The organism is Candidatus Ponderosibacter sp. Uisw_141_02 (assembly GCF_048087665.1).
GTDB lineage: Bacteria > Pseudomonadota > Alphaproteobacteria > Puniceispirillales > Puniceispirillaceae > UBA3439.
In genome coordinates, this window is record NZ_CP159807.1 from 1769025 (window position 1) to 1793426 (window position 24402).

28 protein-coding genes are annotated in these 24402 nt (G+C 50.2%); 10 read left to right on the forward strand and 18 right to left on the reverse strand.

Going from position 1 to position 24402, the window contains the following annotated elements:
• Window positions 1–194: 194 nt before the first annotated feature.
• Window positions 195–782: an amino acid synthesis family protein gene (locus tag ABXT40_RS08835; RefSeq protein WP_443645253.1), complete on the forward strand. Its 588-nt coding sequence runs from the start codon at window positions 195–197 to the stop codon at window positions 780–782.
• A gap of 30 nt (window positions 783–812) precedes the next feature.
• On the opposite strand, the gene ABXT40_RS08840 is transcribed toward ABXT40_RS08835, so the two are convergent.
• The 8 genes from ABXT40_RS08840 to ABXT40_RS08875 form a co-directional block, all read right to left on the reverse strand.
• On the reverse strand, window positions 813–1268 hold the full coding sequence (locus ABXT40_RS08840; protein WP_443645254.1) for a DMT family transporter: 456 nt from the start codon (window positions 1266–1268) through the stop codon (window positions 813–815).
• 53 nt (window positions 1269–1321) lie between these two features.
• A complete protein-coding gene (locus ABXT40_RS08845; protein ID WP_443645255.1) occupies window positions 1322–1645 on the reverse strand; it encodes an NIPSNAP family protein in 324 nt (107 codons plus the stop codon).
• Window positions 1646–1706: 61 nt separating this feature from the next.
• Entirely contained in the window at window positions 1707–2633 is a 927-nt protein-coding gene (locus ABXT40_RS08850; protein WP_443645256.1) for a dihydrodipicolinate synthase family protein, read from the reverse strand.
• A gap of 16 nt (window positions 2634–2649) precedes the next feature.
• The gene (locus ABXT40_RS08855) at window positions 2650–3294 is read right to left on the reverse strand and encodes an ABC transporter ATP-binding protein (protein ID WP_443645257.1); all 645 of its coding nucleotides are present in this window, start codon (window positions 3292–3294) and stop codon (window positions 2650–2652) included.
• Window positions 3295–3303: 9 nt separating this feature from the next.
• Window positions 3304–4077, reverse strand: coding sequence for an ABC transporter ATP-binding protein (locus ABXT40_RS08860; RefSeq protein WP_443645258.1), 774 nt, complete (start codon window positions 4075–4077; stop codon window positions 3304–3306).
• Window positions 4067–5008, reverse strand: a complete 942-nt coding sequence (locus ABXT40_RS08865; RefSeq protein ID WP_443645259.1) for a branched-chain amino acid ABC transporter permease — start codon at window positions 5006–5008, stop codon at window positions 4067–4069. Before ABXT40_RS08865 ends, ABXT40_RS08860 begins: the two co-directional genes overlap by 11 nt.
• A gap of 1 nt (window position 5009) precedes the next feature.
• Window positions 5010–5906, reverse strand: a complete 897-nt coding sequence (locus ABXT40_RS08870; protein ID WP_443645260.1) for a branched-chain amino acid ABC transporter permease — start codon at window positions 5904–5906, stop codon at window positions 5010–5012.
• An 87-nt stretch (window positions 5907–5993) separates the two neighbouring features.
• Window positions 5994–7286 carry an ABC transporter substrate-binding protein gene (locus ABXT40_RS08875; RefSeq protein ID WP_443645261.1) on the reverse strand — a complete coding sequence of 431 codons (1293 nt, stop codon included), beginning with the start codon at window positions 7284–7286 and terminating at the stop codon, window positions 5994–5996.
• Window positions 7287–7716: 430 nt separating this feature from the next.
• On the opposite strand from ABXT40_RS08875, the gene ABXT40_RS08880 reads away from it, so the two are divergent.
• The gene (locus tag ABXT40_RS08880; RefSeq protein WP_443645262.1) at window positions 7717–9549 is read left to right on the forward strand and encodes a flavin-containing monooxygenase; all 1833 of its coding nucleotides are present in this window, start codon (window positions 7717–7719) and stop codon (window positions 9547–9549) included.
• Between the two features lie 39 nt (window positions 9550–9588).
• The gene (pcaD, locus tag ABXT40_RS08885; RefSeq protein ID WP_443645263.1) at window positions 9589–10377 is read left to right on the forward strand and encodes a 3-oxoadipate enol-lactonase; all 789 of its coding nucleotides are present in this window, start codon (window positions 9589–9591) and stop codon (window positions 10375–10377) included.
• 106 nt (window positions 10378–10483) lie between these two features.
• Here pcaD and ABXT40_RS08890 read toward each other — a convergent pair whose 3' ends face one another.
• Window positions 10484–11107, reverse strand: coding sequence for a glutathione S-transferase family protein (locus ABXT40_RS08890; RefSeq protein WP_443645264.1), 624 nt, complete (start codon window positions 11105–11107; stop codon window positions 10484–10486).
• 179 nt (window positions 11108–11286) lie between these two features.
• Here ABXT40_RS08890 and ABXT40_RS08895 point away from each other — a divergent pair, with 179 nt between their 5' ends.
• Window positions 11287–12450, forward strand: a complete 1164-nt coding sequence (locus ABXT40_RS08895) for an aminotransferase (RefSeq protein ID WP_443645265.1) — start codon at window positions 11287–11289, stop codon at window positions 12448–12450.
• Between the two features lie 6 nt (window positions 12451–12456).
• On the opposite strand, the gene ABXT40_RS08900 is transcribed toward ABXT40_RS08895, so the two are convergent.
• Together ABXT40_RS08900 and ABXT40_RS08905 are read right to left on the reverse strand one after the other, a co-directional pair.
• Window positions 12457–12612 carry a hypothetical protein gene (locus ABXT40_RS08900; protein WP_443645266.1) on the reverse strand — a complete coding sequence of 52 codons (156 nt, stop codon included), beginning with the start codon at window positions 12610–12612 and terminating at the stop codon, window positions 12457–12459.
• A gap of 121 nt (window positions 12613–12733) precedes the next feature.
• On the reverse strand, window positions 12734–13891 hold the full coding sequence (locus tag ABXT40_RS08905; protein ID WP_443645267.1) for a beta-N-acetylglucosaminidase domain-containing protein: 1158 nt from the start codon (window positions 13889–13891) through the stop codon (window positions 12734–12736).
• A 162-nt stretch (window positions 13892–14053) separates the two neighbouring features.
• On the opposite strand from ABXT40_RS08905, the gene ABXT40_RS08910 reads away from it, so the two are divergent.
• A complete protein-coding gene (locus ABXT40_RS08910) occupies window positions 14054–14743 on the forward strand; it encodes a PIG-L deacetylase family protein (RefSeq protein WP_443645268.1) in 690 nt (229 codons plus the stop codon).
• Here the strand turns inward: ABXT40_RS08910 and ABXT40_RS08915 are convergent.
• Window positions 14740–15891 (reverse strand): anhydro-N-acetylmuramic acid kinase, encoded by a 1152-nt coding sequence (locus ABXT40_RS08915; RefSeq protein WP_443645269.1) that lies wholly within the window; start codon window positions 15889–15891, stop codon window positions 14740–14742. The two genes, ABXT40_RS08910 and ABXT40_RS08915, sit on opposite strands and share 4 nt — an antisense overlap.
• Before the next feature lie 42 nt (window positions 15892–15933).
• Between ABXT40_RS08915 and ABXT40_RS08920 the strand changes: the two genes are divergently transcribed.
• On the forward strand, window positions 15934–16713 hold the full coding sequence (locus ABXT40_RS08920) for an N-acetylmuramic acid 6-phosphate etherase (RefSeq protein ID WP_443645270.1): 780 nt from the start codon (window positions 15934–15936) through the stop codon (window positions 16711–16713).
• Here ABXT40_RS08920 and ABXT40_RS08925 read toward each other — a convergent pair.
• Window positions 16687–17220, reverse strand: a complete 534-nt coding sequence (locus ABXT40_RS08925; RefSeq protein ID WP_443645271.1) for a L,D-transpeptidase family protein — start codon at window positions 17218–17220, stop codon at window positions 16687–16689. The genes ABXT40_RS08920 and ABXT40_RS08925 overlap by 27 nt on opposite strands.
• 114 nt (window positions 17221–17334) lie before the next feature.
• Here ABXT40_RS08925 and ABXT40_RS08930 point away from each other — a divergent pair, with 114 nt between their 5' ends.
• Window positions 17335–18696 (forward strand): AmpG family muropeptide MFS transporter, encoded by a 1362-nt coding sequence (locus ABXT40_RS08930; protein ID WP_443645272.1) that lies wholly within the window; start codon window positions 17335–17337, stop codon window positions 18694–18696.
• On the opposite strand, the gene ABXT40_RS08935 is transcribed toward ABXT40_RS08930, so the two are convergent.
• A complete protein-coding gene (locus ABXT40_RS08935) occupies window positions 18693–19523 on the reverse strand; it encodes a C40 family peptidase (protein ID WP_443645273.1) in 831 nt (276 codons plus the stop codon). The genes ABXT40_RS08930 and ABXT40_RS08935 overlap by 4 nt on opposite strands.
• A gap of 5 nt (window positions 19524–19528) precedes the next feature.
• Window positions 19529–19933: an N-acetylmuramoyl-L-alanine amidase gene (locus tag ABXT40_RS08940; protein WP_443645274.1), complete on the reverse strand. Its 405-nt coding sequence runs from the start codon at window positions 19931–19933 to the stop codon at window positions 19529–19531.
• 180 nt (window positions 19934–20113) lie between these two features.
• Between ABXT40_RS08940 and ABXT40_RS08945 the strand changes: the two genes are divergently transcribed.
• From ABXT40_RS08945 to gloB, 3 genes are all read left to right on the forward strand, one after another.
• Complete coding sequence (locus tag ABXT40_RS08945; protein WP_443645275.1) at window positions 20114–20842, forward strand: HAD family hydrolase; 729 nt, start codon at window positions 20114–20116, stop codon at window positions 20840–20842.
• Window positions 20843–20977: 135 nt separating this feature from the next.
• A complete protein-coding gene (locus ABXT40_RS08950; protein WP_443645276.1) occupies window positions 20978–21418 on the forward strand; it encodes a VOC family protein in 441 nt (146 codons plus the stop codon).
• Window positions 21419–21450: 32 nt separating this feature from the next.
• A complete protein-coding gene (gloB, locus tag ABXT40_RS08955) occupies window positions 21451–22218 on the forward strand; it encodes a hydroxyacylglutathione hydrolase (RefSeq protein ID WP_443645277.1) in 768 nt (255 codons plus the stop codon).
• 55 nt (window positions 22219–22273) lie between these two features.
• Here gloB and ABXT40_RS08960 read toward each other — a convergent pair whose 3' ends face one another.
• The 3 genes from ABXT40_RS08960 to ABXT40_RS08970 are packed head-to-tail and all read right to left on the reverse strand — an operon-like array spanning window position 22274 to window position 24401.
• Complete coding sequence (locus ABXT40_RS08960) at window positions 22274–22669, reverse strand: Rap1a/Tai family immunity protein (protein WP_443645278.1); 396 nt, start codon at window positions 22667–22669, stop codon at window positions 22274–22276.
• A complete protein-coding gene (locus ABXT40_RS08965; protein WP_443645279.1) occupies window positions 22666–23661 on the reverse strand; it encodes an alcohol dehydrogenase catalytic domain-containing protein in 996 nt (331 codons plus the stop codon). Before ABXT40_RS08965 ends, ABXT40_RS08960 begins: the two co-directional genes overlap by 4 nt.
• A complete protein-coding gene (locus tag ABXT40_RS08970) occupies window positions 23658–24401 on the reverse strand; it encodes an SDR family NAD(P)-dependent oxidoreductase (protein ID WP_443646991.1) in 744 nt (247 codons plus the stop codon). The genes ABXT40_RS08965 and ABXT40_RS08970 overlap by 4 nt, the downstream gene beginning before the upstream one ends.
• Window position 24402 lies beyond the last annotated feature (1 nt).

Sequence of the window (24402 nt, forward strand, 5' to 3'; positions counted from 1 at the left end):
CAAAACAAAAAGGCCAGATTTCAAAATAATGTCATTATTTCAATTGCTAGCCATCATCGCCCAAGCCCATCAAGCGGATTTTTGCAACGGATATATCGTTTGACAGCAAACAAAATATATTTTTTGATTAAAGATCGTGGAATCATCATTTACAGTCAGCGGCATCCGGCAGCAAAGGCATAGGGGAACAGGTCATGGGATTGGCAAAAATTCGGAAAATCGTGACAATTGTCGAAGACACGCATGAAGAGGCAGGGCAGACCATTTCGCCACCAACGCGCCGCGCTGCCGCCGTTGCGGTGATCGAAAACCCTTTTGCTGGCACCTATCAAGATGATCTCGAAACACTTATGGCAATTGGCGAAGAACTTGGCGGCCTTCTTGGTGAACGTTGCGTTGCCGCGCTTGGCATCACCCCGCAACAGGCGCAAAGCTATGGCAAAGCCGCACTTGTTGGCGAAAATGGCGAGCTGGAACATGCCGCGGCCATTTTGCATCCCCGCCTTGGCAAACCGCTTCGTGCCGCTGTTGAAAAAGGCGCCGCCCTTGTCCCGTCAAACAAGAAACGGGGCGGTATGGGTCATCCCATTGATGTGCCGCTTGGTCATAAGGACGCTGCCTATGTCCGATCACATTTCGATGGAATGGAAGTCAGCGTTAATGACGCCCCGCGTGCCAATGAAATTCTGGTTGCTGTTGCGGTTGCTGATTCAGGGCGTCCCTTGCCGCGTGTTGGTGGCCTGACGCATGATGAGGCTGAAGGCAAAGACGGGCTGCGCTAATCAGGTATCAGCCACGCAGGGCATCACCATCTATTTTCCATTGGCAAGCTGGGTAATCACCAAGCCCCCAAGAAGCATGCTTGCACCGCCAAGTTGCAACAGATTTACCGGCCGGATTGGTGCGCCAAACAGACCAAAATGGTCAATCAGCAGCGAAAAGATAATCTGCCCCGATACCGCCATGACAATGAAATTGGCAACGCCAATTTTGCCGGCTAGAACCGTGGCGCTAATCACATAGAAAGCAACGACAAAACCGGCCAGATATTCAACCGGTTGCAACTGCCTAAAATCACCAATATTAGGAAGCCCTCGCCCCGCCAAAACCGCCACTGTTATCGCCAAAAGAATGGCAACACCGAATAGCAGAACACTTGCATGAAGCGGCTCGCCAAGGACGCGCCCAACACGGCCATTCAAAATACCGACAACCGGAATGAATGAGCCGGCAAGAAGCGCCCAGATCAGATATTTTATGTTAATCACCCTAGCATCTCCTCAAATGATCATGTCGATGCGGTGTTGCGCCCCCTTTGCAATCAGGGATGCGGGCCCCAAGGCGCAGCATTCAACAACTGGTTTTGCTGGCTTAGCAATAAAGGACGAAGATCACCGGCAAAATCCATAAAATCATCATTGGCAAAAAGGCTGTTCCAATGATTGCGACGATCGGCATCATCGTCAAATTTCCACAAATGCACGATCTGATGAAGCGGGCCGGTATCTGAAATGAAATACCCAACCAGCTTTTTGTCAAAGCCGCCCTTTTTTAAAGCTGGCCAGCCTTTTTGACTATAGGCCTCAACCGCGTCTTTCATTTTCCCAACAGTCACCTGATAGGTGCGTAATTCATAAATAGCCATGATCAATCCCTCATTTCAAAAATAAATTTAAACACCAAGCCAAGAACCGAGCGCGCCACGCCTAAATTTGCAGGCTTGCGGCAACCAGCGCTTGTTTCAGCTTGGCAATTTCATCGGCCGCAAGCTTTTGCAAAGGCGGTCTGACAATCGCCTGATCCAACCGCCCCAAAAGCACAAGACATTCCTTCATCCGGTTATGCATATCCAGAAACGGCGCGCGGTAAAAAGCCTGTGCCAGTGGGTAAATCCGATCATTGACCACCCGCGCCGTTGCCAGATCATCGCGCTGCATCGCGTTGAAGAGATCAACCTGCAAATCGGCGATCACACTTCCCGCGCCCGACAGCAAACCAGCAGGCTTCATTGATAATGATGCCATTAACCATGATGAATGCGTTGACAATACATTCACCTTGCGCGGCAATGATTGAAAGGTTTTTATGTGACGTTCATGCAGCATCGGATCATTGCACCAATCCTTGATCGCAACGACGCTAGGCACTTCGGCAAAAATTTGCAGCATCGTTTCAAACGGATAGCCAAGGCCGGTGCTTGCCGGATATTGAAACAGAATCAGCGGCAGATCGGTTGCATCGGCAATCATTTTAAAATGGGCAATTGCCATATCGGGGCGAAGCTGGCCGCCCATGCTCATGCTGTTTGGCGGAAACACCAACAATGCCGCCGCACCTTCGCTAGCCGCCATTTTTGCTACCGCAACAGCCGCATAGCTGCCATCGGCATAAACCCCATTTACCAGCGGCAGCGCATCGCCAACTTCATCAAGCGATTCGGCCAAAAGCTGCTGTTGTTCGGCAAAGCTGAACGCATGAATTTCCGACGCATGGCCATTGACCGTGATCGCACTAAGGCCCACAACGTCAGCAACATCACGCAAATGTTTTCGCGATGCTGCAATGTCAATTTCAAAATCTGTTTCAAAGGCTACCAAAGTTGCTGGTATGACGCCCTCAGCCTTGAATTCCATTTAAATATTCACCTGATCAAGCGGTAACGATCGAACCTCGTTCGATAACGTAGGTTCGATCAATAACATCGGCGACATGTGCATCGTTGGACTCAGCAATAATAATCGAAACACCTTCTTTTTTTAGCGATGCAAGAATTTCACCCATCCGCTGCGCCAAAACCGGTGCAATGCCTTCGGTTGGCTCGTCCAATAACAATAGTGTCTGGCCAACCATCAATGCGCGCGCCAATGCGACCAATTTCTGCTGACCACCAGAAAGCGACGTTGCCGGCATATCTTTAAATTTTTCACATTCAGGAATGATTTTATAGATCCATTCAAGACGCGCCGCATGGCCTGAAATATTGGTGGACCAAACAGGAACAAGGATATTCTGCTCGGCTGTCATCTCAGGAACAAGCCGCCGATCTTCTGGCATATACCCAAAACCCATATGCGCTCGGCGATAACCGGGCTCTTCTTTTAAGTCTTTATCATTGTGATAGATACTGCCATCAACAATTGGCAAAAGCCCCATCACTGATCGAAGAAATGTGGTTTTCCCAGCACCATTTCTGCCAATCAGACCAATAATTTCACCAGAATTTATCTCTAATCCAATACCTCGAAGTATCGGAGTGCCGTTGATATCAACGTCGAGCGCATTAACTGCAAGCATGACTAGATCCTATTTCTTTTTCTTGTGGTGCTCTTTTCCAATTACGAATTCTTGCACTTTTTTATCAGCCAATGCGTCCTTTGGAGGCATGTCAGCAATAATTTCGCCCTGATAGAATGCAAGCACGCGGCTCACATAACGCTCAACAATTTCCATGTCGTGCTCAACGAAAAGAACGGTAACACCATCCTCTTTTAACGCGCCCATAACAATGTCCATGAAATCAAATTTTTCTTCAACGCTGATACCACTTGTTGGCTCGTCCAATAGAAGAATGCGGGGTTTGCTGACAACTGCCATTGCAATATCAAGGAGCTTTCGGACACCCTGCGCAAGCGCACTCACTGTGGCGTCCTTTTGCGGTTCCAACTTATAGCGTTTCAGCACTTCATCAAGCTTTGAACGCAAGTCCGGCGTGTCCATTAAACCAAGCGCATCGGCACCACGATTATTCGCAATCGCCAACGCAATCATAAGATTTTCTGAGACTGTCATCGAATGGAAAACTTGAGACACTTGAAAAGAGCGAGAGATGCCCGCATGTGTTATTTTGCGTGTTCCAAGACCAACTAATTCAGCCCCTTCAAATTTTATGCTGCCTTCGGTTGGTGCAAGATAGCCAGTAACCATGTTCACAAAGCATGTTTTACCCGCACCATTTGCACCGATAATACCAACAATCTCACCTTGAGAGATATCAACATTGATGTCTTTTGCGGCAACAACTGCTCCAAATGTTTTGAGCAAGTTGCGAACCTCCAGGATTGAAGAGCTATTTCTCATTTTTCTTCCCTCCCAACTTCTCAATCAAACTCCATATTCCCCCGGGTAAGAAGAAAATGATTGTTAAGAACGTCGCGCCCATAATCAATTGCCACGCCTGTGGGGCCAATTCAAACGCATAGGTTCTAAGGACTTCAAAAACCAGAGACCCGATAAATGGTGCAATGACATTGCCCGGGCCTGACAAGATGGTAACAAAAACAAGCTCGCCAGATACGGTCCAGTTAATCATCGACTCCGGGTCAACCTGTCCAAGCGACATCGCCATCAGCGCACCCGCACCACCAGCCAAAATCGTCGATATTGTGTATTTCAGGTGAATTGCGTGAGCGACCGAGAAACCCAGATACTCAACGCGTATCTCATTGTCTCTAATCGCGGTGGTAAGTTTTCCAAAGGTCGTTTTCAGATAGAAATTCACCGCAAGTGCTGCTGTTAAACCGACAAGTGTGATGATCACGAACAATGGATATTTTGTCTCTGGCGAAAGCCCAAATATGGTTGACGCCGAGATCGCAAAGCCATCCGTCGATCCCAAGGATTCAGTTTTTACCACAATGCCAAACAACACCATCGATATCGCTGTGTTGAGCATCGCGAAAAAAATGTCTCGGTAGTTTCGCATGATGAAGCCGATTAAAAAACCAGCGAAGCCCGCAACAACAGCGCCTGCCAGCAGGCGGAGAAACACGTCAGAAACGCCCAATTTGCTGTCAAGGATCGCAACGGCATATGCGCCCAACCCAAAATAGAAAGCATGGCCAAAAGAGACTAATCCTGTGCGCCACAACACCATAAGACCGAGGATCGCAAGCGCCCTTGAAAATCCAAACATAAATTGGTTCACGATCCAGTTTGGCGCAAAAGCACCTCCAACACAGATTACCAGCGCAGCCAACAATAAAAATTTCGCTGTTCTATCATTAAACATCTTAAATTTTCCTCGGTTTGGCTGGAGCAAACAAGCCTTCTGGACGAAACACAAGGACTATGGCCATCACAGCAAACACAACAAAAAGCTCAACTTGCGGCAGTTCATGCACAGCAATTGCGCGCAAAATCCCAATGATCAATGAGCCAATGGCGGCACCAGCAATGGATCCCATACCACCCACAACAACAACCGCAAAAGACAGCACAATCACTTCCGTACCAAGACCGGGTGCGACTGAGATTGTTGGCGCAATATAGGCACCCCCTAGGCCACCCAGAATCGCGCCACCGATAAAGGTTAATGTGTAAACAAGTGGAACATTGATACCCATCGAAATACCCATCTCACGATCAAAAATAACTGCTTTGAGAAGGGTGCCCCATTTCGTTTTGTTCAAAAGCCACCAACAGCCAACGGCCACAACTGCCGCTACCCCAATTAGGGTCATTCCATAGACATCTCTGGTAATACCCCCCAATTCAACCGAGTCCAGAAGCGCCATTGGTTGATAGGCAAAGTAAGGGTCTGTTCCGAAGGCTATGAGGATAATGTCTTCTAAGACAAGGAATAAGCCAAAAGTAGCTAACACAATCAAAACTTCATCGCGCTCATACATGTGCTTCAAGATGCCTTGCTCTATAATAAAACCAAGAATGACACCAACAACGATGGCCGCCGCAACGATGATTAAAAAACCCAATGCGTCGGGTAAACCCATATCCGAAAATTTGCCAATAAAAAAGGCTGCAGTGTATGCACCCCAGGCATAAAAACTTCCGTGTGCAACATTAAGAATTTTCATCACCCCAAAGATGATGGTAAGCCCCGCAGACACGATGAATAAATATGACGAAAACTGAAGCCCGTCGAGAAGAATAGTCAGAGCCGCTTCCACAACAGATCCCCCATAATAGAATGAAAGTAAAAGAGTTAAACAAAAGTTCCACCAGCAGGCGATGCCTGCTGGTGGAAAATTATCGAATTAGCACTTAGCGCCTTTCATACCACCTTTGATCCAGTCAACACTGTTCTGGCCCTCAGGAGGTAATACGCATGATGCAGGGTAGAACTTAACGTCCTTAACCACATTCTCACCGTTCTCTGAGTCATATTCAGTGATGCCATATCCATTTTCGGTTGCAGCTTGATGTCCACCACCAAGCGTCATCTCAACGGTGGTTGAAAATGATTCAAAGGTAATGCCGCGTAACGCGTTAGCAAGCTGCTCGTTGCTTGCATCGCTACCGGCCTTGTCATAAGCGATCTTGGCAGCAAGGATGGCCTGTCCATACTGATAGGCTGGGCCTGATGGATAGATGCCATAGATGTCTTTATAGGTATTTATGAACCACTGGTTTAACGCAGATGGGCGATCCTTGACAAGAATGCCGTACGGCCCACGCGCTCCAAGAACAAGCCCATTCGGCAATTTCTTGCCAAGACGATAGGCTGCCGTTCCGCCGACTGTGAAAACACCAATTTTTTTCTTAAAAAGTCCGCGAGCATTACCCTGGAAAATAAAGGCCTCAAGATCGCCACCCCAGAAACTGGTGTGAATCAAGTCTGCCTTGTCAAGAGACATCGCCGAAATCTCGGAACCGTACTGTCCAGCAAAGATTTTCGGGAATTGAGTTTTATCAGATGCCTTTGTGTTTGGCATAATCTGTTGCAAGGTAAGGTCAAAATCACGCCAAGAGTCCTGCCCCCAAGCATAATTCTGGTTGATACCAGTATACCCTTTCATATCAGGGAATTTTTCTTTGACGTACATAGCGGCAGCTACGTTGTCTGCAGTAGCATGACCCATTGTTCTGAAAACATATTTTCTTGCAGCTTCCTCAAAAATTCTTGGCGTTCCACAGGTCGCAAATATGGTGAACTGCTTTAGCTCTTCAGCAACTGGCGCAAGAGCTTGACAATTTCCCGAAGAAATATAGCCAACGATCGCATCTACATTTCTCTTTTCAACAAGGTTTCTGTATTCAGCCACTTGCTTTGTGGCGCCACCACCTTCGTCTAGAGGGATAACACTTGCAGTCGCCCCGCCAAAACCTTTAGTATTATAAGGTGCCGGAAGCTTTCCAGCATTAATGGCATCAGTGACCATTTTGGCACCATTCATAGCAGGGATGCCAAATGGACCAGCAGCACCACCTGTTAAAAACGACGGCACCGCAATTGTAATTGTATCCTTGGCATGGGCAATTCCGCCCGCAAGGGCAACAGCCGAAACAGCTGCAAACCCCAATGCACCCTTGAGAAGTTTATTTGTCATTTCATTCCTCCCGATTATCGGATTTTTATTTTAGCGTTTCCGCCAATTAAAGACGGTAGCTATTAAGAGACAACGAATGGAGGTTGGTCAAGTATTGTCTGAAAACTACCTAAATTTATTTTTGTTCGTATTCAATTTGCCGCTTTGAACATTTAGCTCCGTATCCTTGACCGCAAATCCAGTCTTTAGCAGCCGCAGAAAACAGGCTCATACTTCAATAAACCGACTGTTTCTCCCGATTGTTTGGGGCCAGCCATCACCCGATTCAGCGCATGATTTCTGGGGTAATTTCTGGCTCTGGCTCTGGGGTAATTTCTGGCTCTGGCGCGGAAATTATAATATCAATATTGCCAGAAGGATGGATTTGATTAGGATGATATAATGCACAACCCTCTTGCCGGCGATTGACGATCTCTGCAACTTGATGCCAATGAATTTGGCGGTTTCAAAGAAGGTTTTGAAGATAGTGAACGACCAAAACGCATTATCCGTGATTGATTCGATTGTTGATGACTGGCTTTGCCGCTTCAATGCCGCCCTGCATCAAACCTCATCATCTACTGGTGAAACACCGGCAGGTTTCGTTGATCTATTTCACGACAACAGCTTTTGGCGCGACGCGCTAGCGCTCAGCTGGCAGCTTCAGACCGTTACTGGCGCAACAAACATTCTAAACAGCCTTCCCGCGGCGGCGGCCAAAGCCGGAAGTGGCGCGATCACGCTTGATCCCCAAGCCACCGCGCCACGCCTTGTGACCCGTGCTGGCAGTGATGCGATCGAAGCCTTTTTTACCTTTACCACCCATGCCGCACATTGCCGTGGTATTTTGCGGCTTAATGCAGATGAGAAACATCCTGACCATTATCGGGCATGGACATTTTTTACCGCAATCGATGCATTGATCGGCTTTGAGGAAAAAACCGACCGTAACCGGCCAACAGGGCAATCCTATTCGCGTGATTTTCGCGGGCCAAACTGGCTGGATAAACGCCTTGCTGCCGCCAGCTACGAAAATCATGGCCCGGCCGTTCTGGTTGTTGGTGGTGGGCAGGCTGGCTTGGCGATTGCCGCACGGCTAACCCAGCTTGGCATCGACACATTGATTGTCGATAAAAACAACCGCATCGGCGATAATTGGCGCAATCGCTATCATGCGCTGATTTTGCATAATCAGCTTCATGTCAATCATCTTCCCTATATGCCTTTTCCGCCAACATGGCCGACCTATATTCCAAAAGATATGCTGGCTTTATGGTTTGAATCCTACGCCGCCGCAATGGAGCTGAATTTTTGGACGCAATGTGAAGTGACAAAGGCCAGTTATGATGACAAGACCGAACGTTGGCAGGTTGCATTGCGCACCGCCGATGGCGGCATACGTCATATGTCACCGCGCCATGTGATTATGGCCACCGGCGTTAGCGGCATTCCCAATCTTCCCAAAATTGACTCGCTTTCAGCCTTTCAAGGGCCAGCGGTTCATTCCAGCCAATATCATGATGGCGAAGATTGGTCAGGAAAACATGCCATCGTTATTGGTTGCGGCAATAGCGGCCATGATATCTCACAAGACCTATATTCAAGCGGTGCCAAAGTCACCATGATCCAGCGCAGCCCCAGCCTTGTTGTCAACATCGAACCTAGCGCTCAATTCCCCTACAAGCTGTATGACGAAGACCGCGGCACGGATGAATGTGATTTCATCACCACCTCAATGCCAACCCCACTTGTCAAACAGGCACATCGCCATTTCACCAAAGCCGCGCGCAAAACCGATAAGGCGCTTCTTGATGGTCTAGAAAATGTCGGGTTCAAACTTGATTTTGGCGATGATGATACCGGCTGGCAGTTTAAATATCTTACCCGTGGTGGTGGCTATTATTTCAATGTTGGCTGTTCTGACCTGCTTGCCGAGGGCAAAATTGATCTTGTGCAATTCGACCAGATTGACCAATTCACCGATCATGGCATGGTGATGAAAGATGGTCGTAAAATTGACGCTGATATTGTTATTATGGCGACCGGCTACAAACCGCAGGAATATCTTGTCAGCAAATTATTCGGCGATGAAATTGCTGCACGAATTGGCCCTATCTGGGGTTTTGGCGATGGCATGGAACTGCGCAATATGTATTGTCAGACCGGACAGCCAGGCCTATGGTTTATCGCTGGCAGCTTTGCCCAATGCCGGATCTATTCGAAATATCTAGCCTTGCAAATCAAGGCGCTGGAAGAAGGCATCATTCAGCCCCAACAGCCCTAACCCGCACATACTTGCACCTTTAGTAAAACGAGACATGACATGAAATTCGCAATGATCAACGGTATCTCCATTCATTATCAATTTGATGATGCTGGCGCTGCCAAGCCGCTTATTGTTTTTTCCAACTCGCTTGCCACCGATTTCCGCATTTGGCAGGATTGTGTTGACGATCTATCGGCTGATTATTCCATTCTTCGCTATGACAAACGTGGCCATGGCCTATCCGGCATGGGAACACCGCCCTATCAGATCGATGATAATGTGAATGATCTTGTTGCTTTGATGGATCATCTTGGCCTATCGGGCGCGGTTGTTGTTGGGCTGTCAGTTGGCGGCCTGATTGCCCAAGGTCTGTATCACGCCCGCCCCGATCTTGCTAAAGCCCTGATCCTTTGCGACACGGCTGCCAAAATTGGCAATGCCGAAATGTGGAACGACCGCATCGCCATTGCGCGTGATGGTGGCTTGGCCGCGCTTGTTGATGCTAATATGCAGCGCTGGTTCTCACCAGCTTTTCACGCCGACCGCGCAACCGAACTGCATGGATATAGGGCCATGTTCACCCGCACGCCACTTGACGGCTATATTGGCACCGGCATGGCCATTCGTGATGCTGATTTCCGTGATCAAGCGCCCAATATTGCTGTACCAACGGTTTGCGTTGTTGGTGATCAAGATGGTGCCACCCCGCCAGATCTGGTGCGCGGCACTGCCGATATGATCCCGGGTGCAAAATTTGAACTGGTGAAAGATGCAGGCCATATCCCCTGTGCTGAACAGCCAGCCGCGATCATCAAGATCATTCGCGATGTGATGGCTGGTCTCTAGCCACGATCATCACAAATCCCATCAAAACCGATCATCGGGCAGGCATGTTTTGCCTGCCTTTTTTCATGGTCAATGATCGGGCTTTGTTTGCCAATTTGATCAGCTATTAGGCTGGTTTGGCGCGGCGTGGCTGCGCGGCGATCACGGTGGTAACCGCTGGCCGTGCGCGAATTTCATCAAGCAGGGCATTTAATCGCGGCCGGTTTTTACGCATTGCCGTTTTATCAAGATCCCAGCGGCTAAGCATATAAAGATAGAAATCGGCAGCGGTAAGGGTTTGCCCGCAAATATAAGGGTCAAGGCTGGCTTCAAGATGATCGAAAATAACCCGATGTTCGTCACGCGCCTTTTGCCGGATCGTTTCAGCCGCCGCCGCATCGCCATAATAGCGGGTATGATGCTGGCGATGATAAGCCGGATAAACCGACGTCGCCAAAAGCGCCAGATATTGATGATAGCGATCATTTTGCGGTGTGCCTTGAGGCGGTGCCAGATCGCCAAACCGGCTGGTGATATGATGAATGATCGCCAGCGTTTCAAAAACCTGCGTTCCGTCAGGACAAATCAAAACAGGAATTCGGCCAAGCGGATTTGCCGCAAAAAAATCAGGGCTTTTCACCTCGGCCGGATCGGGAAAGGAAATGTCATAATCAATACCGGCCTCACGAAATAAAAATTCGGCAATCAATGACCCCGCACCTGCCCTGCCGATGATGTGATAATTCCCCATTTTTCAGTCCTCACTCAATTGACGTAATCACGCTAGGCGGCCAAATGTTTAAGCCAGGTCTCCAACATACTAATTTGACAACGATACCAAGCTTAGACAGATATCCATCTTGTCTGGCACCCTATCTCTGGCTAGTCTAAGGCTATTTTCACCCCACATTGCTAGCATAGGCAAGTCACATGTTTAATTCTGCTGTTGCCACTTTGAATGCGCCGCCTGTTTCAATCGTGCTAAACTGGAAATCATCTTATGATGGTGCCAACGGGGCTTTGATTGATATGAGTCAGGCGGTTCCCGGCTATTCTGCACATCCCGATATTTTGGCGGCATTGGCCACGGGGGCATCTGATCCGGCATTGGCGCGTTATGGGCCGGTTGAGGGGGATCCCGAATTTCGCAACGCCTATGCCGATCATGTAAGCCAGATTTACAATGCCAAAATTGATCGCAGTGAAGTGCAAATCACCTCGGGCTGTAATCAGGCCTTTGTCGCAACCGTGCTGGCGCTCGCGGGGCATGGCGACCGTATCTTGATGATGCGCCCCTGCTATTTCAACCATGAATCAACGCTTGGCATGCTTGGTGTTGGCATTGATTATGTTGATTGTGATGATGATGGCGGCCTGCTTCCCAATTGCACTTTGATTGATGCTGCTATCGGGCCACAAACACGCGCGATCGCGCTGGTCAGCCCCAATAATCCGGCAGGCAGCATCTATCCGGCACCGCTTCTTGCTGAGATTCTGGCCTTATGTCAAAAGCGGGGAATCTGGCTTATCCTTGACGAAACCTATCGCGATTTTATGCCGCTTGACATGGATGTGCCGCATCATCTTTTTGCAAAGGATGATTGGCAATCATCACTGATCCAGCTTTACAGCTTTTCAAAATCATATTGTCTTCCCGGGCATCGGCTTGGTGCCATCATTGCCGGCCGCGACGTCGTCGCCCAATTGGCAAAAATTATTGATAATATCCAGATTTGTGCCCCGCGTGTGGCACAGCATGCCTTGACGCCAATGTTGGCATCCATGACAAGCTGGCGACAGGAAAATCGCGAAAGAATCGCGGCACGCGCCGCCGTATTTCGAACCGCAATGGATGATTTACCCGGTTGGGATCTGTTGAGTAGCGGTGCCTATTTTGGCTATGTTCGTCACCCCTTTACCGGTGTTGGCTCGCGCCAGATTGCCGAAACCATGGCACGCAAAGCGGGCGTTCTTGTTATTCCGGGTGCTTTTTTTGGGGCTGGACAGGATGGCGCTCTTCGCTTTGCCTTTGCCAATGCAGGCCGCGATGTGATTGTCAAGCTTGCTGACCGCCTATCATCTCTGACGCTTTAGGTCATTTTAACAAAACATAAACGCGACAATCTGCTGATTGACATCATTAAGCCATGCGGCACGATCAAACCCTGCCGGATCAAGCGCGACAGGGATAGTCTCCTCGCGCGTCACACGATCGACAAAAGGCGCGATAAAGGCGAAATGATGCCCATCTTCCAATTCAACATGATCAATATCGCCAACATGATCTGAATTTTACCCCCTTGCCGTGATTAGTCGAGCCATTATCGGCCGAGCTATGATAAATCAGACAAGAGGCAAGTCTATAGTTTTCACAGGATTAACCTTTTGCGGCAAAGCCAGAAAGCTGGCGGGCAAGCGGTGCCATTTGCGTTTTTTCGATGCGCTCCAATGGCAATTCACCATTGGCCAGCAGGATATCCTGTTTCAGCCCCATCAGATGTGGGTACCATTCACGTTGAAGCGGCGATTTCCAACGCCATAGCAAAATATCCAGCGCCGCCAATGCGGTTTTCGCCGATGGCATTGCAAATTCGGCGGCAAAGCCATAAGGCGCATCGAAATAGGCGGCAATGTCAAAAAACACATCCGGCACCGCTGCTTTTTGCATCAATTCGCGCCAGTATATTTTGCCAGCCTCACTGCCGCGCCCAGCCTGATCGCGCCCGCCCGCCATTAGTCCCAAAAGCAGCAAATCAGTCTCGATCATGCCTGTTGGATTCAGCATTATATGCGGCATGTCAGTATTGCGCCACGGCCCAAGAAATAGCCGCCGTGGACAATAATCATTGGCGTAAAAATTATCCCAGATAATGATCGATGCCGGATCAAGATGCCCGCCAGCATCACCAAAAGGACGCGGCGCAACAATATCATCCCCACAATAGACCACCTGATGCTGTGGGTCGAGGTGGCTAGTAAATTGTTCAAGATAGGCTAAGGATTGCGTATCATCTGGCGTGATCAGACTATCGGCATAGATACGTGGTACAATAATGATCGCGGCGTCAATGGCCAGCCCAAGCCGGTTGGCAAGCGCCGCATGCGCCCTACCTTCATTTGTAAAACTGCCAGATCGCGCCTCAAAATCAGCGGCGATATCGTCCATCAATAGCGCAATCATGCTGGCACCATTTGCCAAAAACTGGCGCACCTTTGCCACCAAAGTGGTGAAATCATTTTTCTGATCCACCGACGCATCTAGACTGGCAAAATCAAAATCCAGCCCGGGCGCGATACCGGCAATCAGGTGAATATTCTTGGCCGCTGCAATGGTGGCAAATTGGGTAAATTCAGCTTGCCACGCCTTGTCATAGGGCTGACGCCAAAATTGCCGATGACGTGCATCTTCTTTTGGTGCGTAAAAATAGCTTGTCATTTCCGCTGCGGCAACGCCGCCAAGAAGCCGGTTGCGATCATGCCAATCGAAAAGCCTGCCATAATAGCCTTCGATATAGCCGGTGAAAATCAGCGTCATTTATGCCCTGTCCCTTGCCCGTTTGCCGCGCATCATAAGATTGTTATTTGTTACCAGCTTTGCATTCGCTATCATGGCATTATTAAAACCTATTTCGGGGCGAAAGCAAAAGCTTTGCGATATCTATTTAGCCATCGCAGGCGATCAAGACGGAGTCAGTAAATGAATATTGTGGCCATTGGCGCACATCCTGATGATCTGGAAATCTTTGCCTATGGCTTTTTGGCAGCCGCATCATCGCGCGGCGATAATCTGATCCTTGGCGTTGCCACTGATGGTGCGGCTGGCGGTGTTAATCAAGGCGCCGAACTCGCAAGGCAACGTGCTGATGAAGCCCGAAACGGGCTTGCCGCGCTTGGCACACCAACCTTGCTTGATCTTCCCGATGGCCAGCTTGCTGATGCGCCAAATGCCCAAAACCGCATCAAGGATTTCATTCGCGATGCCGCGCCCGATCTTGTGATTACCCATGCGCCTGAAGATTATCATCCCGATCATCGTGCACTAGCAGCTTATGCTCGTGACGCTGCCGGATTCATCTGTCCGGTATTGTTTTGCGACACTTTGATGGGGGTTGGTTTTACGCCGGATTACTATATTGATATTACTCCGCATTTCGCCGCCAAGCAAAAGGCCATCATGGCGCATCACAGTCAGGATCCATCTCGATTTTCCAGCGCCAGCGCGATCATGAACCGGTTTCGTGCCGCCCAATGTAATGCGCCTGACGGCCATTATGCCGAAGCCTATCGTCTTGATAGCCGGTTTCCATTTACCGATATCCGTGATCTGTTGCCACCGCCGCCACCTTACCGGCCATTTTATGTTTCAGGATCTGATGCGCTGATCTAAACCGGTCGTACTAGCACCCCGCCACAAACCGGTCGATGGCACCCGGTTGTTGCCGGAAATGATGTTGGCAATCCAGAGATATGCCGCGCTGCCAAAAATGCCATTAATTCGGCCTCAAGCATATCAGGCGAAAATAACGACCTGTCGCCAACAAAATTGCCATCTTTCACGGCACCGCCAAACCGGTTTTGCAAATGCGCTTTGAGGCAAAGATTGCGTCTGCCGCCACCGGCAATCAGGATTGTTTGCGGCGGCGCGGGCAATTGATCAATCGCCGCGGCAATGCTGTTTGCCGTGAACAGAGCCAGGCTGGCCATCGCATCAGCTGGCGCTTTGGCCAGCAATCGCGCATCATCAAGGCAATGTTGAAACGCCTGACGATCGAGTGACTTTGGCCAATCAGCGGTAAAATAAGGCTCATCAAGCCATACATCGACAAGCGTGGTATCCGCTATGCCACTTGCCGCCAATGCGCCATCTTTGTCAAAATCAGCATCGCAATAAAGCCGCATATAATCATCCATCAACGCATTACCGGGTCCGGTATCAAATCCGATCAAGCCCGCGCCATCTTTTACCCCTGTTTGATTGGCAACCCAAGTCAGATTGGCAACCCCCCCGATATTGACCAGAACCGCCGGCAAATCGACGGCAAGACGCGCCAGCATCGCCGCATGAAACACCGGTGCCAAGGGCGCGCCCTGCCCGCCAGCCGCCATATCGGCACGCCGCACATCATGCACGACCGGCAGGCCAGTTTTGGCGGCCAATAATGCGGCATCGCCAAGCTGAATTGTCGTGCGGCCCAGCGGGTGACCATCACTGCCAGAGGGATTATGATAGATTGTCTGGCCATGAAAGCCGATCAATGCCGGCGATTGATTGCTGCTGTCTAGTAATTTCAAAACGGCATTTGCGTGATCTTCGGCAATTAGCCGATCAAGATGCTGACGGGCGAGGGCATCATGCATGTGATCATATGCATTAGCGACAGCCGCCCAGATACCATTGCGCGTTTCGGGCCGATATTCAAACGATCCAGAACAGCCTGTATTTTGAAATTTCTGGCCGTCAGTTTGCAGAATCGCAGCGTCAATGCCATCGGCACTGGTTCCCGACATCAAGCCTATAACAAATGATCCTGCCATGCGTCTCTTCTCTTTTGCTTTGCTGACGCCTATAGTGACGCGATGAGCATCAGAAATCGAGATCCAAATCACGACACCACCGAAGATGTGCCGCCAGCTGGCCGTCATGTTGATAAAATGGCACCATCGGCGGCGCTGTCGCTTATGCTTGACAGTCAAGCAGGTGCAATTCCGGCATTGCGGACCGCCTTGCCAGCAATTGAAGCCGCAGCAATTGCCACATATGACCGCCTGAGCCGGACAAGCAAAGGTCGGCTAATCTATGCTGGCGCTGGCACATCGGCCCGTATTGGGGTTCAAGATGGCGCCGAATTGCCACCAACCTTTAACTGGCCCAAAGACCGGCTTGGCTTTTTGATTGCAGGCGGGCCATCGGCGCTTTTGGGGGCCATTGAAAATGCCGAAGATGATGCCGCTGCTGGTGCGGCTGGCTTTACCGCGCTTGATGGTGGCGCGAATGATGTTGTGATCGGCATCGCTGCCAGCGGCAAAACCCCCTATACGATCGGCGCAATTGAGGCAGCCCGCAAATCAGGCGCAATGACCATCGGCATAGCCAATAATCCCAACACCCCCCTCTTGACCGCAGCCGATCATCCAATCCTGCTTGCCACCGGCGGTGAAATCATTGCCGGATCAACACGATTAACCGCCGGAACCGCGCAGAAAATTTGTATGAATTTAATCTCGAATATGATCATGATTCACATGGGTTTTGTTGCCAATGGCATGATGGTGGCAATGGTACCAACCAATGAAAAACTGCGTCACCGCCGTAATCAGATTGACGCCGCGCTAGGACAACAATCGCGGATCGATTGATAGATGTTGAGCAGCATCAGCAAAACTAAGCATGCTGATAAGATCATCTCGATCCAACGCCACACATCCGGCAGTACTGGTTTTGCCATCGGCGATACAATGCAAAAAAATGGCGCTTCCGCGTCCGGCGATTGGTGGCGCATCGTTAAACCCCAGCATGACAACAAGATCATAAGCGCCATCATCACGCCACATCACCTCATGGCTGGCTGCAAAGGGCAAGGTCACATGGCAATTATAATCTTGATGCGCCGGATCATCGCACCAGCCACAATGCGGCGTGATCACACTTGCCGGAATGACCGTATCAACCGACCCCAGCAAATCCTGCCGATAATAGAGATGGCGCAATGCCCACCGGCCAACTGGTGTTGCCATATCGCCTTCGCGTTTGCCATCGGCCGTAATGAAACCAGCCCCGCCAATAATGGCGCGCCTTGGCACCCGATCACCAGCCTGCAACCAATAATGGCCAGCCTTATCACGATCAAGACACCAGTCCGGCATTGCATCAAACCTTTTTCTAGATAGAGTTATCTCACGGCTGGCATGGAGAAATTGCTTTTTCCATTCTTGCCATGGGGTCTAATATAGCAAACGCAATTTGATGGAGCCATGATAATGCGTGATTTTATGACAAGTCTGGCCGCCTATCGCGACAGGCGCATGATCCGCATTCTGCTTCTTGGAGCGATGAGTGGCTTTCCGTGGGTTCTGATTGGCTCATCGCTATCGCTATGGCTCAATGAAGATGGCCTAAGCCGGTCGGCGATTGGCTGGGCCGGACTGATTTTCAGCATCTATGCCATCAATTTTTTCTGGGCACCGCTGATCGACCGGATTCAGATACCCGGACTTGCTCGCAAAATTGGCCAGCGCAAAGCATGGATTTTATGTTTCCAGATTGTCATTCTTTTGTCGCTTCTGGTCTGGAGCCTGCTTCGTCCGTCGGAAGATATCTGGCTTGTGATGGCGATTGGGCTTGTCATTGCCACCGCGTCAGCATCACAAGACATTACCATTGACGCGCTTCGCATTGAACAGATCGACGCTTCGGAAAAAAGTGCCATGGCCGCAGGCGCGGCGATTCATGTGACAGGCTGGTGGAGCGGCTATAAAATAGGCGGCATCATTGCGCTTTTCAGTGCCGATTTCCTGCAAAATGCTGGATTTGAAAATTACTGGCAATTGACGTTTATCGGGCTTGGTGGGCTGGTTATTCTGGCGAATATCGGGCTTTTATTCATTCCCGAAGCAAGCGCCACTGCGCGCATCGAAGCGCAAAACAAGGCCGAGGCCGATATCGTCAAAAAGCTTAGTGTAAATAATCATTTTGCCCGATTCATTGGCTTTCTTGCCAGCACGGTCTGGGGCCCGCTTGCCAGCTTTTTCCGGCAGAATGGCGTTGCCATCGGACTCGGTATTCTAAGCTTTGTTCTATTGTTCAAAATCGGCGAAGCCTTCATGGGCAAAATGTCGTTGATCTTCTATTCCGAAATCGGCTTTTCAAAATCAGATATCGCGCTCTTTTCAAAAGGCCTTGGCTGGATAACCACCGTTGCCTTTACCCTTCTTGGCGGGTTTTTTGCCATTCGGTCAGGCGCGGTTCGCGCCCTGTTCATTGCTGGCATTGCAATGGCGGTAACCAATGTCATGTTCAGTGTTCTTGCTTGGACAGGTAAATCTGAATGGGTGTTTGCGCTTGCGGTTGTGCTTGATGATATCGCCGCTGCCTTTGCCACTGTTGCGTTTGTAACCTTTATTTCGCTTCTTGTTGATCGCACCTATACCGCAACGCAATATGCGCTTTTGGCCTCGATCGGCACCATTGGCCGAACGACCTTGGCAGCGTCATCAGGGGCAATGGTTGATGGGCTTGGGGGTGATTGGGGTTTGTTCTTCGTCATCACCGCGCTGATGGTCATTCCATCGCTTTGCTTGCTATGGCTGCTTCGCCATAAGATTCAGCTAAATGGTGGCTAGGATTTATCTCGTCCGATTAGCCCCCGATCAGCCATTGGACGGCGAAGCGCCGTTACCGGCCCTGCAGTAATCGCAATACGCGCAATGGCATCATCTAGCGGCTCGCTTGCCACCGCCATATGATGCGCGTTGGCGTGAAGCAGGTTTTCGCCGTCCTGTATGATGCCAACATGACCATGCCAGAACACCAGATCGCCGCGTTGCAATTGCGATAGATCGTCAATGCCACTGCCGATATGGTGTTGCGGGCCGGAGTCACGCGGCACATCAATACCGCCTGTGGCCAAGGCTAGTTGCACCAATGCCGAACAATCAAGCCCCCATGCACAACGCCCACCCCACCTATAAGGGCTGGCAACAAGCTTTTCAGCAATCGCCACCCAATCATCAACCTGCGTCACATCACCCAGAACATGACCCGCCGTGTCGCCTGACCCGCATGACGCCAATGGCAAAAGATGCTGGCGAGGTAAAAAACCACTGCCATTTGGGGTGATGATTTCAGCAAAGTCATCTTGCAATGACGTGATAGTAACCAAGGCACCAAGCGACAGCGCAAAACGCCCCGCGCTTTTGATATCGGCTTGCGAGGTTACATTGCTCATTGGGGCGATTACCCGCGTATTGGGTGTTGGCAAAGCGCCAAGACAATATCGCGGAACCCAGCCTCTATATCCATCACTGCCAAGCCTGCCAAAGGTAAATTCATTTTCTGACTGCTCAGCCTCAAATGCCTCGCCAAAAAGACATTCACTATCGAGTGCCGCATCGGCAAATGGGCCAGATCGCAAAGGCGCAGATGGGGTGATAATGCGAAATAGTGCCATCTGATTTACAAACCAATTTTTTCACACCATTGCCCGACATTAAAATTCGGACAGGTTTTTTCGGTATAGTCAAAATCACGATGGCCGCATATTTGGGCATCAGGATAGGCGTCACGCCAACCGCGAAGCACGGTTTCCAGCGCCGCAAATTGAACATCCGTAAAATCTTGACGGCCAATCAAACAGACACCAAGGCTGACCTCATTAAAGCCTTTGACATGCGCGCCAATCCAATAATCGGGACGGCCATGTTCAATGCGCCCATCACGGCAGATTACCCGGTGATAGCCAATGCCATTCCAGCCAAAGCCAAGATGCATTTGGTGAATATCACTTGCATCAAGCGGCTGGTCATCGGGCGTATCGGCGCAATGCACCACGAGATAACGGATATTTTCGGCTTTCAGCATGATTCATTCGTCCAATTCTTATTAACCTTATCGCGCCCCCATTATGCCATTATCGATAAGGCCGATATGGCGATTCTGGTTTATGGCATTTTCCTTTGCTGCAAATCCATGCCATAGTCGGGCGGCTGCGTTCGAGCAAATCATTGCACAGGTAAAAGCCGCATTCATAGGGAAATATTCATGCCATTATCGTTGGTAAAATCTGCGGTTGAGACCAGCCAAATCAAGGCGGTTATTTTTGATATGGACGGGCTTTTGCTAGACACTGAAACCTTGTCCTTTGAGTCATTCATCGCAACGGCCGCCCGATATGATCTTGTGGTCGGGATTAACGATTATCGCGACATGATCGGGCTGAATGCGGCGACTGGCATTGATATTCTTCGCAGCATGCTACCGACAAATATGGATGCGGTTGCCTTCAAGAATGAATGGCTTGATGTCTACCGCCAGCTTTTGCTTGATGATGTGCCGGTAAAGGCGGGGGCGCACGCTTTTCTGGCAAGCCTTCACCAGATCGATATGCCACGCGCTGTCGCCACCTCGTCATCTGGCCAAAAAGCGCGCGCTATTTTACAAAAAACCGGCCTGATGCACTATATCCAGCATGTTACCGGCGGTGATGAAGTGCCCGCTGGCAAACCCGCGCCAGATGTTTATCTCGATGCCGCCCGCAAGCTCGGCATTGATGCAGCTGACTGTCTTGCACTTGAAGATTCAAACAATGGCACTACTGCCGCTTTGGCCGCTGGCATGACGGTTATTCAGATCCCCGACCTAGCGCCATCTAACCGATCGCCAAACCCACCCGATTTTCAAATCTGCACCAGCCTTGCCGAAGCGGCCAGCCTGATTGGTCTTGAAATTGATATGTCATCACCGGCAACCATTGATGCCAACCGGCCATAACTTGGTTAAGGCCAAACCAGATAGCCGACCGCGGCACGGCGACAACAGGCTAGACATAGCATTGATTTGACGCCTATCATAATCATGAAATGTGCCGATAACATTTGGCGCAAGTGGAAAAGGGGCAGGGAAATTATGCGGTTTCTTCATACAATGGTTCGGGTGCGTGATATTGACGAGTCACTTGATTTTTATTGCACCAAATTAGGTCTTGTTGAAATGCGCCGCAAGGATGTTCCCGAAGGCCGCTTTAGCCTCATTTTTCTGGCAGCACCAAAAGATATGCAAAGCAGCAAGGCTAGCGGTGCGCCGGAACTCGAACTGACATTTAACTGGGATCCGGAAGATTATGATTATGGCCGTAATTTCGGCCATCTTGCCTATAAGGTCGATAATATCTACGAAACATGCCAGCAATTGATGGATGCTGGTGTTGTGATCAACCGTCCACCCCGCGATGGGCGCATGGCTTTTATCAAGTCGCCGGATAATATCTCAATCGAATTGCTACAAGAAGGCGATTCCCTACCAGCAACCGAACCATGGCTTTCGATGGAAAATACAGGAAGCTGGTAAGCATATTTGCCGCCGGTTAAAAGGAGCTGCCCATGGCCTTTCAGACACATCAATTTCCCTATGGCGACGATAATTACGGGCTTTTGCTGCATTGCACCGAAAGCAACCTTACCGCCTGTGTTGATGCAGGCGACGCCGCGGCGACCGAAGCAGCCTTGGCCGAAACCGGCTGGCAGCTTAGCCATATTTTCATTACGCATCATCATGGTGATCACACCGCTGGCCTTGCTGAATTGAAACAGCGTCATGGCGCTACCGTTCTTGGTCCGGTCATTGATAGCGCAGCAAGCGCGCTTTATAATATTCGGCTTGGCGATGGTGATCATTTTGAATTTGCCGATCGCCAAATCGACGTAATTTCGACGCCCGGTCACACGCTTGATATGCTGAATTTCTATATCGCATCTGAATCCATGGTTTGCACTGGTGACACGCTATTTGTTATGGGATGTGGCCGCATTTTTGAAGGCGATCCCGATATGATGTGGGCATCGCTTGAAAAGCTGTTGGCACTTCCTGACCAAACGGTCATTTATTGCAGCCATGAATATACGATTTCCAATGCTGCCTTTGCGCGGTCGGTTGATCCGGATAATGCCGCGCTTGCCGCGCGCCAAGAGGCCATTGTCGAATTACGTGAAAACGGCTTTCCAACCGTGCCAACGCGCCTCGATCTTGAAAAGGCAACCAACCCGTTTTTGCGCGTTGAAGATGCCGCTATCCGCGCTCATCTCGGTTTGGAAACAGCCAGCAATGCCGCGGTGTTTGCCGAAATCCGCAAGCGCAAAGATCATTTTTAGCCAAGACCGTTTTGGTAAAGACCGTTTTGGTAAAGACCGTTTTGTTAAAGACCGGCTATTTACAGCCATAGGCGTCTTTGATCGCTCCCCAGACAAGAAGCGTTGCCGCAAGGTCAAGATTGGCTTCGGGGCGTGCCAGCCATTGCATTGTTGTTGCCTTTAACTGGTCGGGCGACACCCCGTCTGGAAGACAGAATTGGCGTTTTGTCCCGCTGGTCTTCTCCCCCATCAGATCAATCGTGGTAAAAGCATCAACAGCACCAGCGATATAGACAAAACAGACCGCCTCGTCATTTGGGTTTTTTGACGTGCAATAAAGCCGCAATTGATTGCCATCAATAAAGTCGGCGCGCGCCGGGGCAGCCTTCAATAGAGACAGACCAAGAAGCGCCAGAATTGATAATTTCCCAAGGCCGAAAACAGACCCATGTCCGGTGAGGCGTTTCATCATGATTCGCTGCCTGTTTGTAAAATGATCTTTGGGGGTGCCGTACCGTGGTGAATATCCAGAAACGACTGCGCCCCCGCGTCAAGATGCCGAATTTCGGCCCAGCCCTTGCCGCTGATCTTGCCGCTCGTCAGCAAGGCCAAGGCTTCGGCAAAATCATCTTTGCGATAGCAATAGGTGCCTTGAAACTTAATTTCCTGCAAGGTGATGCGGCGCGTATCAAGGCCGGGTTCATTATCCTGCAACCCAATATGAACAATAACCCCACCCGGCCGGACAAGCGCACTTGCCGCACGGCGTGTCGCCCCTGATCCGACTGCATCAATGATAATATCAATCCGGCTGGAATCAGGCGTTTCACAAAGCGGATCATAGGCGCGCATAACGCTGATCTTTTCCAGCATTTCGCGGCGAAGCGCATTGGTTTCAGCAATCTGGATATTGCCATAACCATAAGCCTCAAACACCAGCGCGGCCAAAAGACCAATTGCCCCCCCACCAAGAACAACAATGGCTGCATCGCGATGATCGCCAGCTAACTGGCAGGCAAGTCGCACCGCATGAACCGAGCAGGCCAACGGCTCGGCAAGCGCCGCTTCGGCAAATGGCAAATCATCATCAATCACGGTAAGATTGCCAGAATCAATCGCCAGCTTTTCAGCAAAAGCACCTGGAACGCGCATGCCAATCAATTCACGGCTTGGGCAAAGATGCTCATCGCCACGATTGCAACAATCACAATCACCACAGGTCATCAGCGGGTTAATGGCCACCCGCTCGCCGGCAAGCGCGCCGGTTTGAACAATGCCAACCGCCTCATGCCCAAGCACCAATGGCGGCACCCGCCGTTCATCATGCCCATGCCAAGCATGCATATCCGATCCACAAATGCCGCAAAATGCCAGATCAACCAAAACCTGATTGTCGCCTGCAACTGGCACATCAACATCGCGAATTTCCGACATTTGCGTGCCGGTATAAACAAGCGCCTTCATTTCGCTGTAAATCCTCCATCAACAGCAATTGACTGGCCAGTGACATAGCCGCTGGCATCCGAAGCTAAAAACAGCAATGGCCCGCGCATATCCTCAAGCGCGCCATTACGACCAATGGCCGTTGCCGCTGCCAGCCTTTGTGCCACGTCCTGATCGGCAAATAACGGTGCGGTTAATTCGGTTGGAAAAAACCCGGGCGCAAGCGCATTAGCGGTAATGCCATATCGTGACCATGCTTCGGCCATGGCGCGGGTCAGTTGCAGGATACCACCCTTGGCCGCACCATAGGAAATGCCATTTTCAAAAGCACGTGTGGATTGAAGCGAGGCAATATTGATGATGCGCCCCCATCCATTCTGCTTCATATGAGGCACAAATTTCTGGCTAACCAAAAATGGTACATTCAAATTCAGATCTATCGAATAATGCCACTCAGATTCAGAAATATCATCAGCATGACGCCGCGGATTTATCCCTGCGGCATTGACGATGATGTCGGGTTGATGATCCGTTTCCGAAACCATATCGAACAAATGGTCAGCCGCGCCACGTTCAACCAGATCAAGCGCAAATATGGCGCCGTCATGGTCGCCAAGACTGGCCGATAACCGGTCTTCGCGGCGGCCGACAAGATAGACCCGCACCCTAGCCTCGGCTAATGCCTTTGCCATGAATTGGCCAAGACCGCTGCCACCGCCGGTAATCAATGCGGTTTTGCCGGCAACATCAAACAGGTTCATG

What these genes read in the sequence shown, in the direction of transcription:
- ABXT40_RS08835 (WP_443645253.1), top strand. Translation starts at nt 195, where the DNA reads ATGGGATTGGCAAAAATTCGGAAAATCGTGACAATTGTCGAAGACACG.
- ABXT40_RS08845 (WP_443645255.1), bottom strand. Translation starts at nt 1,645, where the DNA reads ATGGCTATTTATGAATTACGCACCTATCAGGTGACTGTTGGGAAAATG.
- ABXT40_RS08850 (WP_443645256.1), bottom strand. Translation starts at nt 2,633, where the DNA reads ATGGAATTCAAGGCTGAGGGCGTCATACCAGCAACTTTGGTAGCCTTT.
- ABXT40_RS08855 (WP_443645257.1), bottom strand. Translation starts at nt 3,294, where the DNA reads ATGCTTGCAGTTAATGCGCTCGACGTTGATATCAACGGCACTCCGATA.
- ABXT40_RS08860 (WP_443645258.1), bottom strand. Translation starts at nt 4,077, where the DNA reads ATGAGAAATAGCTCTTCAATCCTGGAGGTTCGCAACTTGCTCAAAACA.
- ABXT40_RS08865 (WP_443645259.1), bottom strand. Translation starts at nt 5,008, where the DNA reads ATGTTTAATGATAGAACAGCGAAATTTTTATTGTTGGCTGCGCTGGTA.
- ABXT40_RS08875 (WP_443645261.1), bottom strand. Translation starts at nt 7,286, where the DNA reads ATGACAAATAAACTTCTCAAGGGTGCATTGGGGTTTGCAGCTGTTTCG.
- ABXT40_RS08880 (WP_443645262.1), top strand. Translation starts at nt 7,717, where the DNA reads ATGAATTTGGCGGTTTCAAAGAAGGTTTTGAAGATAGTGAACGACCAA.
- pcaD (WP_443645263.1), top strand. Translation starts at nt 9,589, where the DNA reads ATGAAATTCGCAATGATCAACGGTATCTCCATTCATTATCAATTTGAT.
- ABXT40_RS08890 (WP_443645264.1), bottom strand. Translation starts at nt 11,107, where the DNA reads ATGGGGAATTATCACATCATCGGCAGGGCAGGTGCGGGGTCATTGATT.
- ABXT40_RS08895 (WP_443645265.1), top strand. Translation starts at nt 11,287, where the DNA reads ATGTTTAATTCTGCTGTTGCCACTTTGAATGCGCCGCCTGTTTCAATC.
- ABXT40_RS08905 (WP_443645267.1), bottom strand. Translation starts at nt 13,891, where the DNA reads ATGACGCTGATTTTCACCGGCTATATCGAAGGCTATTATGGCAGGCTT.
- ABXT40_RS08910 (WP_443645268.1), top strand. Translation starts at nt 14,054, where the DNA reads ATGAATATTGTGGCCATTGGCGCACATCCTGATGATCTGGAAATCTTT.
- ABXT40_RS08915 (WP_443645269.1), bottom strand. Translation starts at nt 15,891, where the DNA reads ATGGCAGGATCATTTGTTATAGGCTTGATGTCGGGAACCAGTGCCGAT.
- ABXT40_RS08920 (WP_443645270.1), top strand. Translation starts at nt 15,934, where the DNA reads ATGAGCATCAGAAATCGAGATCCAAATCACGACACCACCGAAGATGTG.
- ABXT40_RS08925 (WP_443645271.1), bottom strand. Translation starts at nt 17,220, where the DNA reads ATGCCGGACTGGTGTCTTGATCGTGATAAGGCTGGCCATTATTGGTTG.
- ABXT40_RS08930 (WP_443645272.1), top strand. Translation starts at nt 17,335, where the DNA reads ATGCGTGATTTTATGACAAGTCTGGCCGCCTATCGCGACAGGCGCATG.
- ABXT40_RS08935 (WP_443645273.1), bottom strand. Translation starts at nt 19,523, where the DNA reads ATGGCACTATTTCGCATTATCACCCCATCTGCGCCTTTGCGATCTGGC.
- ABXT40_RS08940 (WP_443645274.1), bottom strand. Translation starts at nt 19,933, where the DNA reads ATGCTGAAAGCCGAAAATATCCGTTATCTCGTGGTGCATTGCGCCGAT.
- ABXT40_RS08945 (WP_443645275.1), top strand. Translation starts at nt 20,114, where the DNA reads ATGCCATTATCGTTGGTAAAATCTGCGGTTGAGACCAGCCAAATCAAG.
- ABXT40_RS08950 (WP_443645276.1), top strand. Translation starts at nt 20,978, where the DNA reads ATGCGGTTTCTTCATACAATGGTTCGGGTGCGTGATATTGACGAGTCA.
- gloB (WP_443645277.1), top strand. Translation starts at nt 21,451, where the DNA reads ATGGCCTTTCAGACACATCAATTTCCCTATGGCGACGATAATTACGGG.
- ABXT40_RS08960 (WP_443645278.1), bottom strand. Translation starts at nt 22,669, where the DNA reads ATGATGAAACGCCTCACCGGACATGGGTCTGTTTTCGGCCTTGGGAAA.
- ABXT40_RS08965 (WP_443645279.1), bottom strand. Translation starts at nt 23,661, where the DNA reads ATGAAGGCGCTTGTTTATACCGGCACGCAAATGTCGGAAATTCGCGAT.
- ABXT40_RS08970 (WP_443646991.1), bottom strand. Translation starts at nt 24,401, where the DNA reads ATGAACCTGTTTGATGTTGCCGGCAAAACCGCATTGATTACCGGCGGT.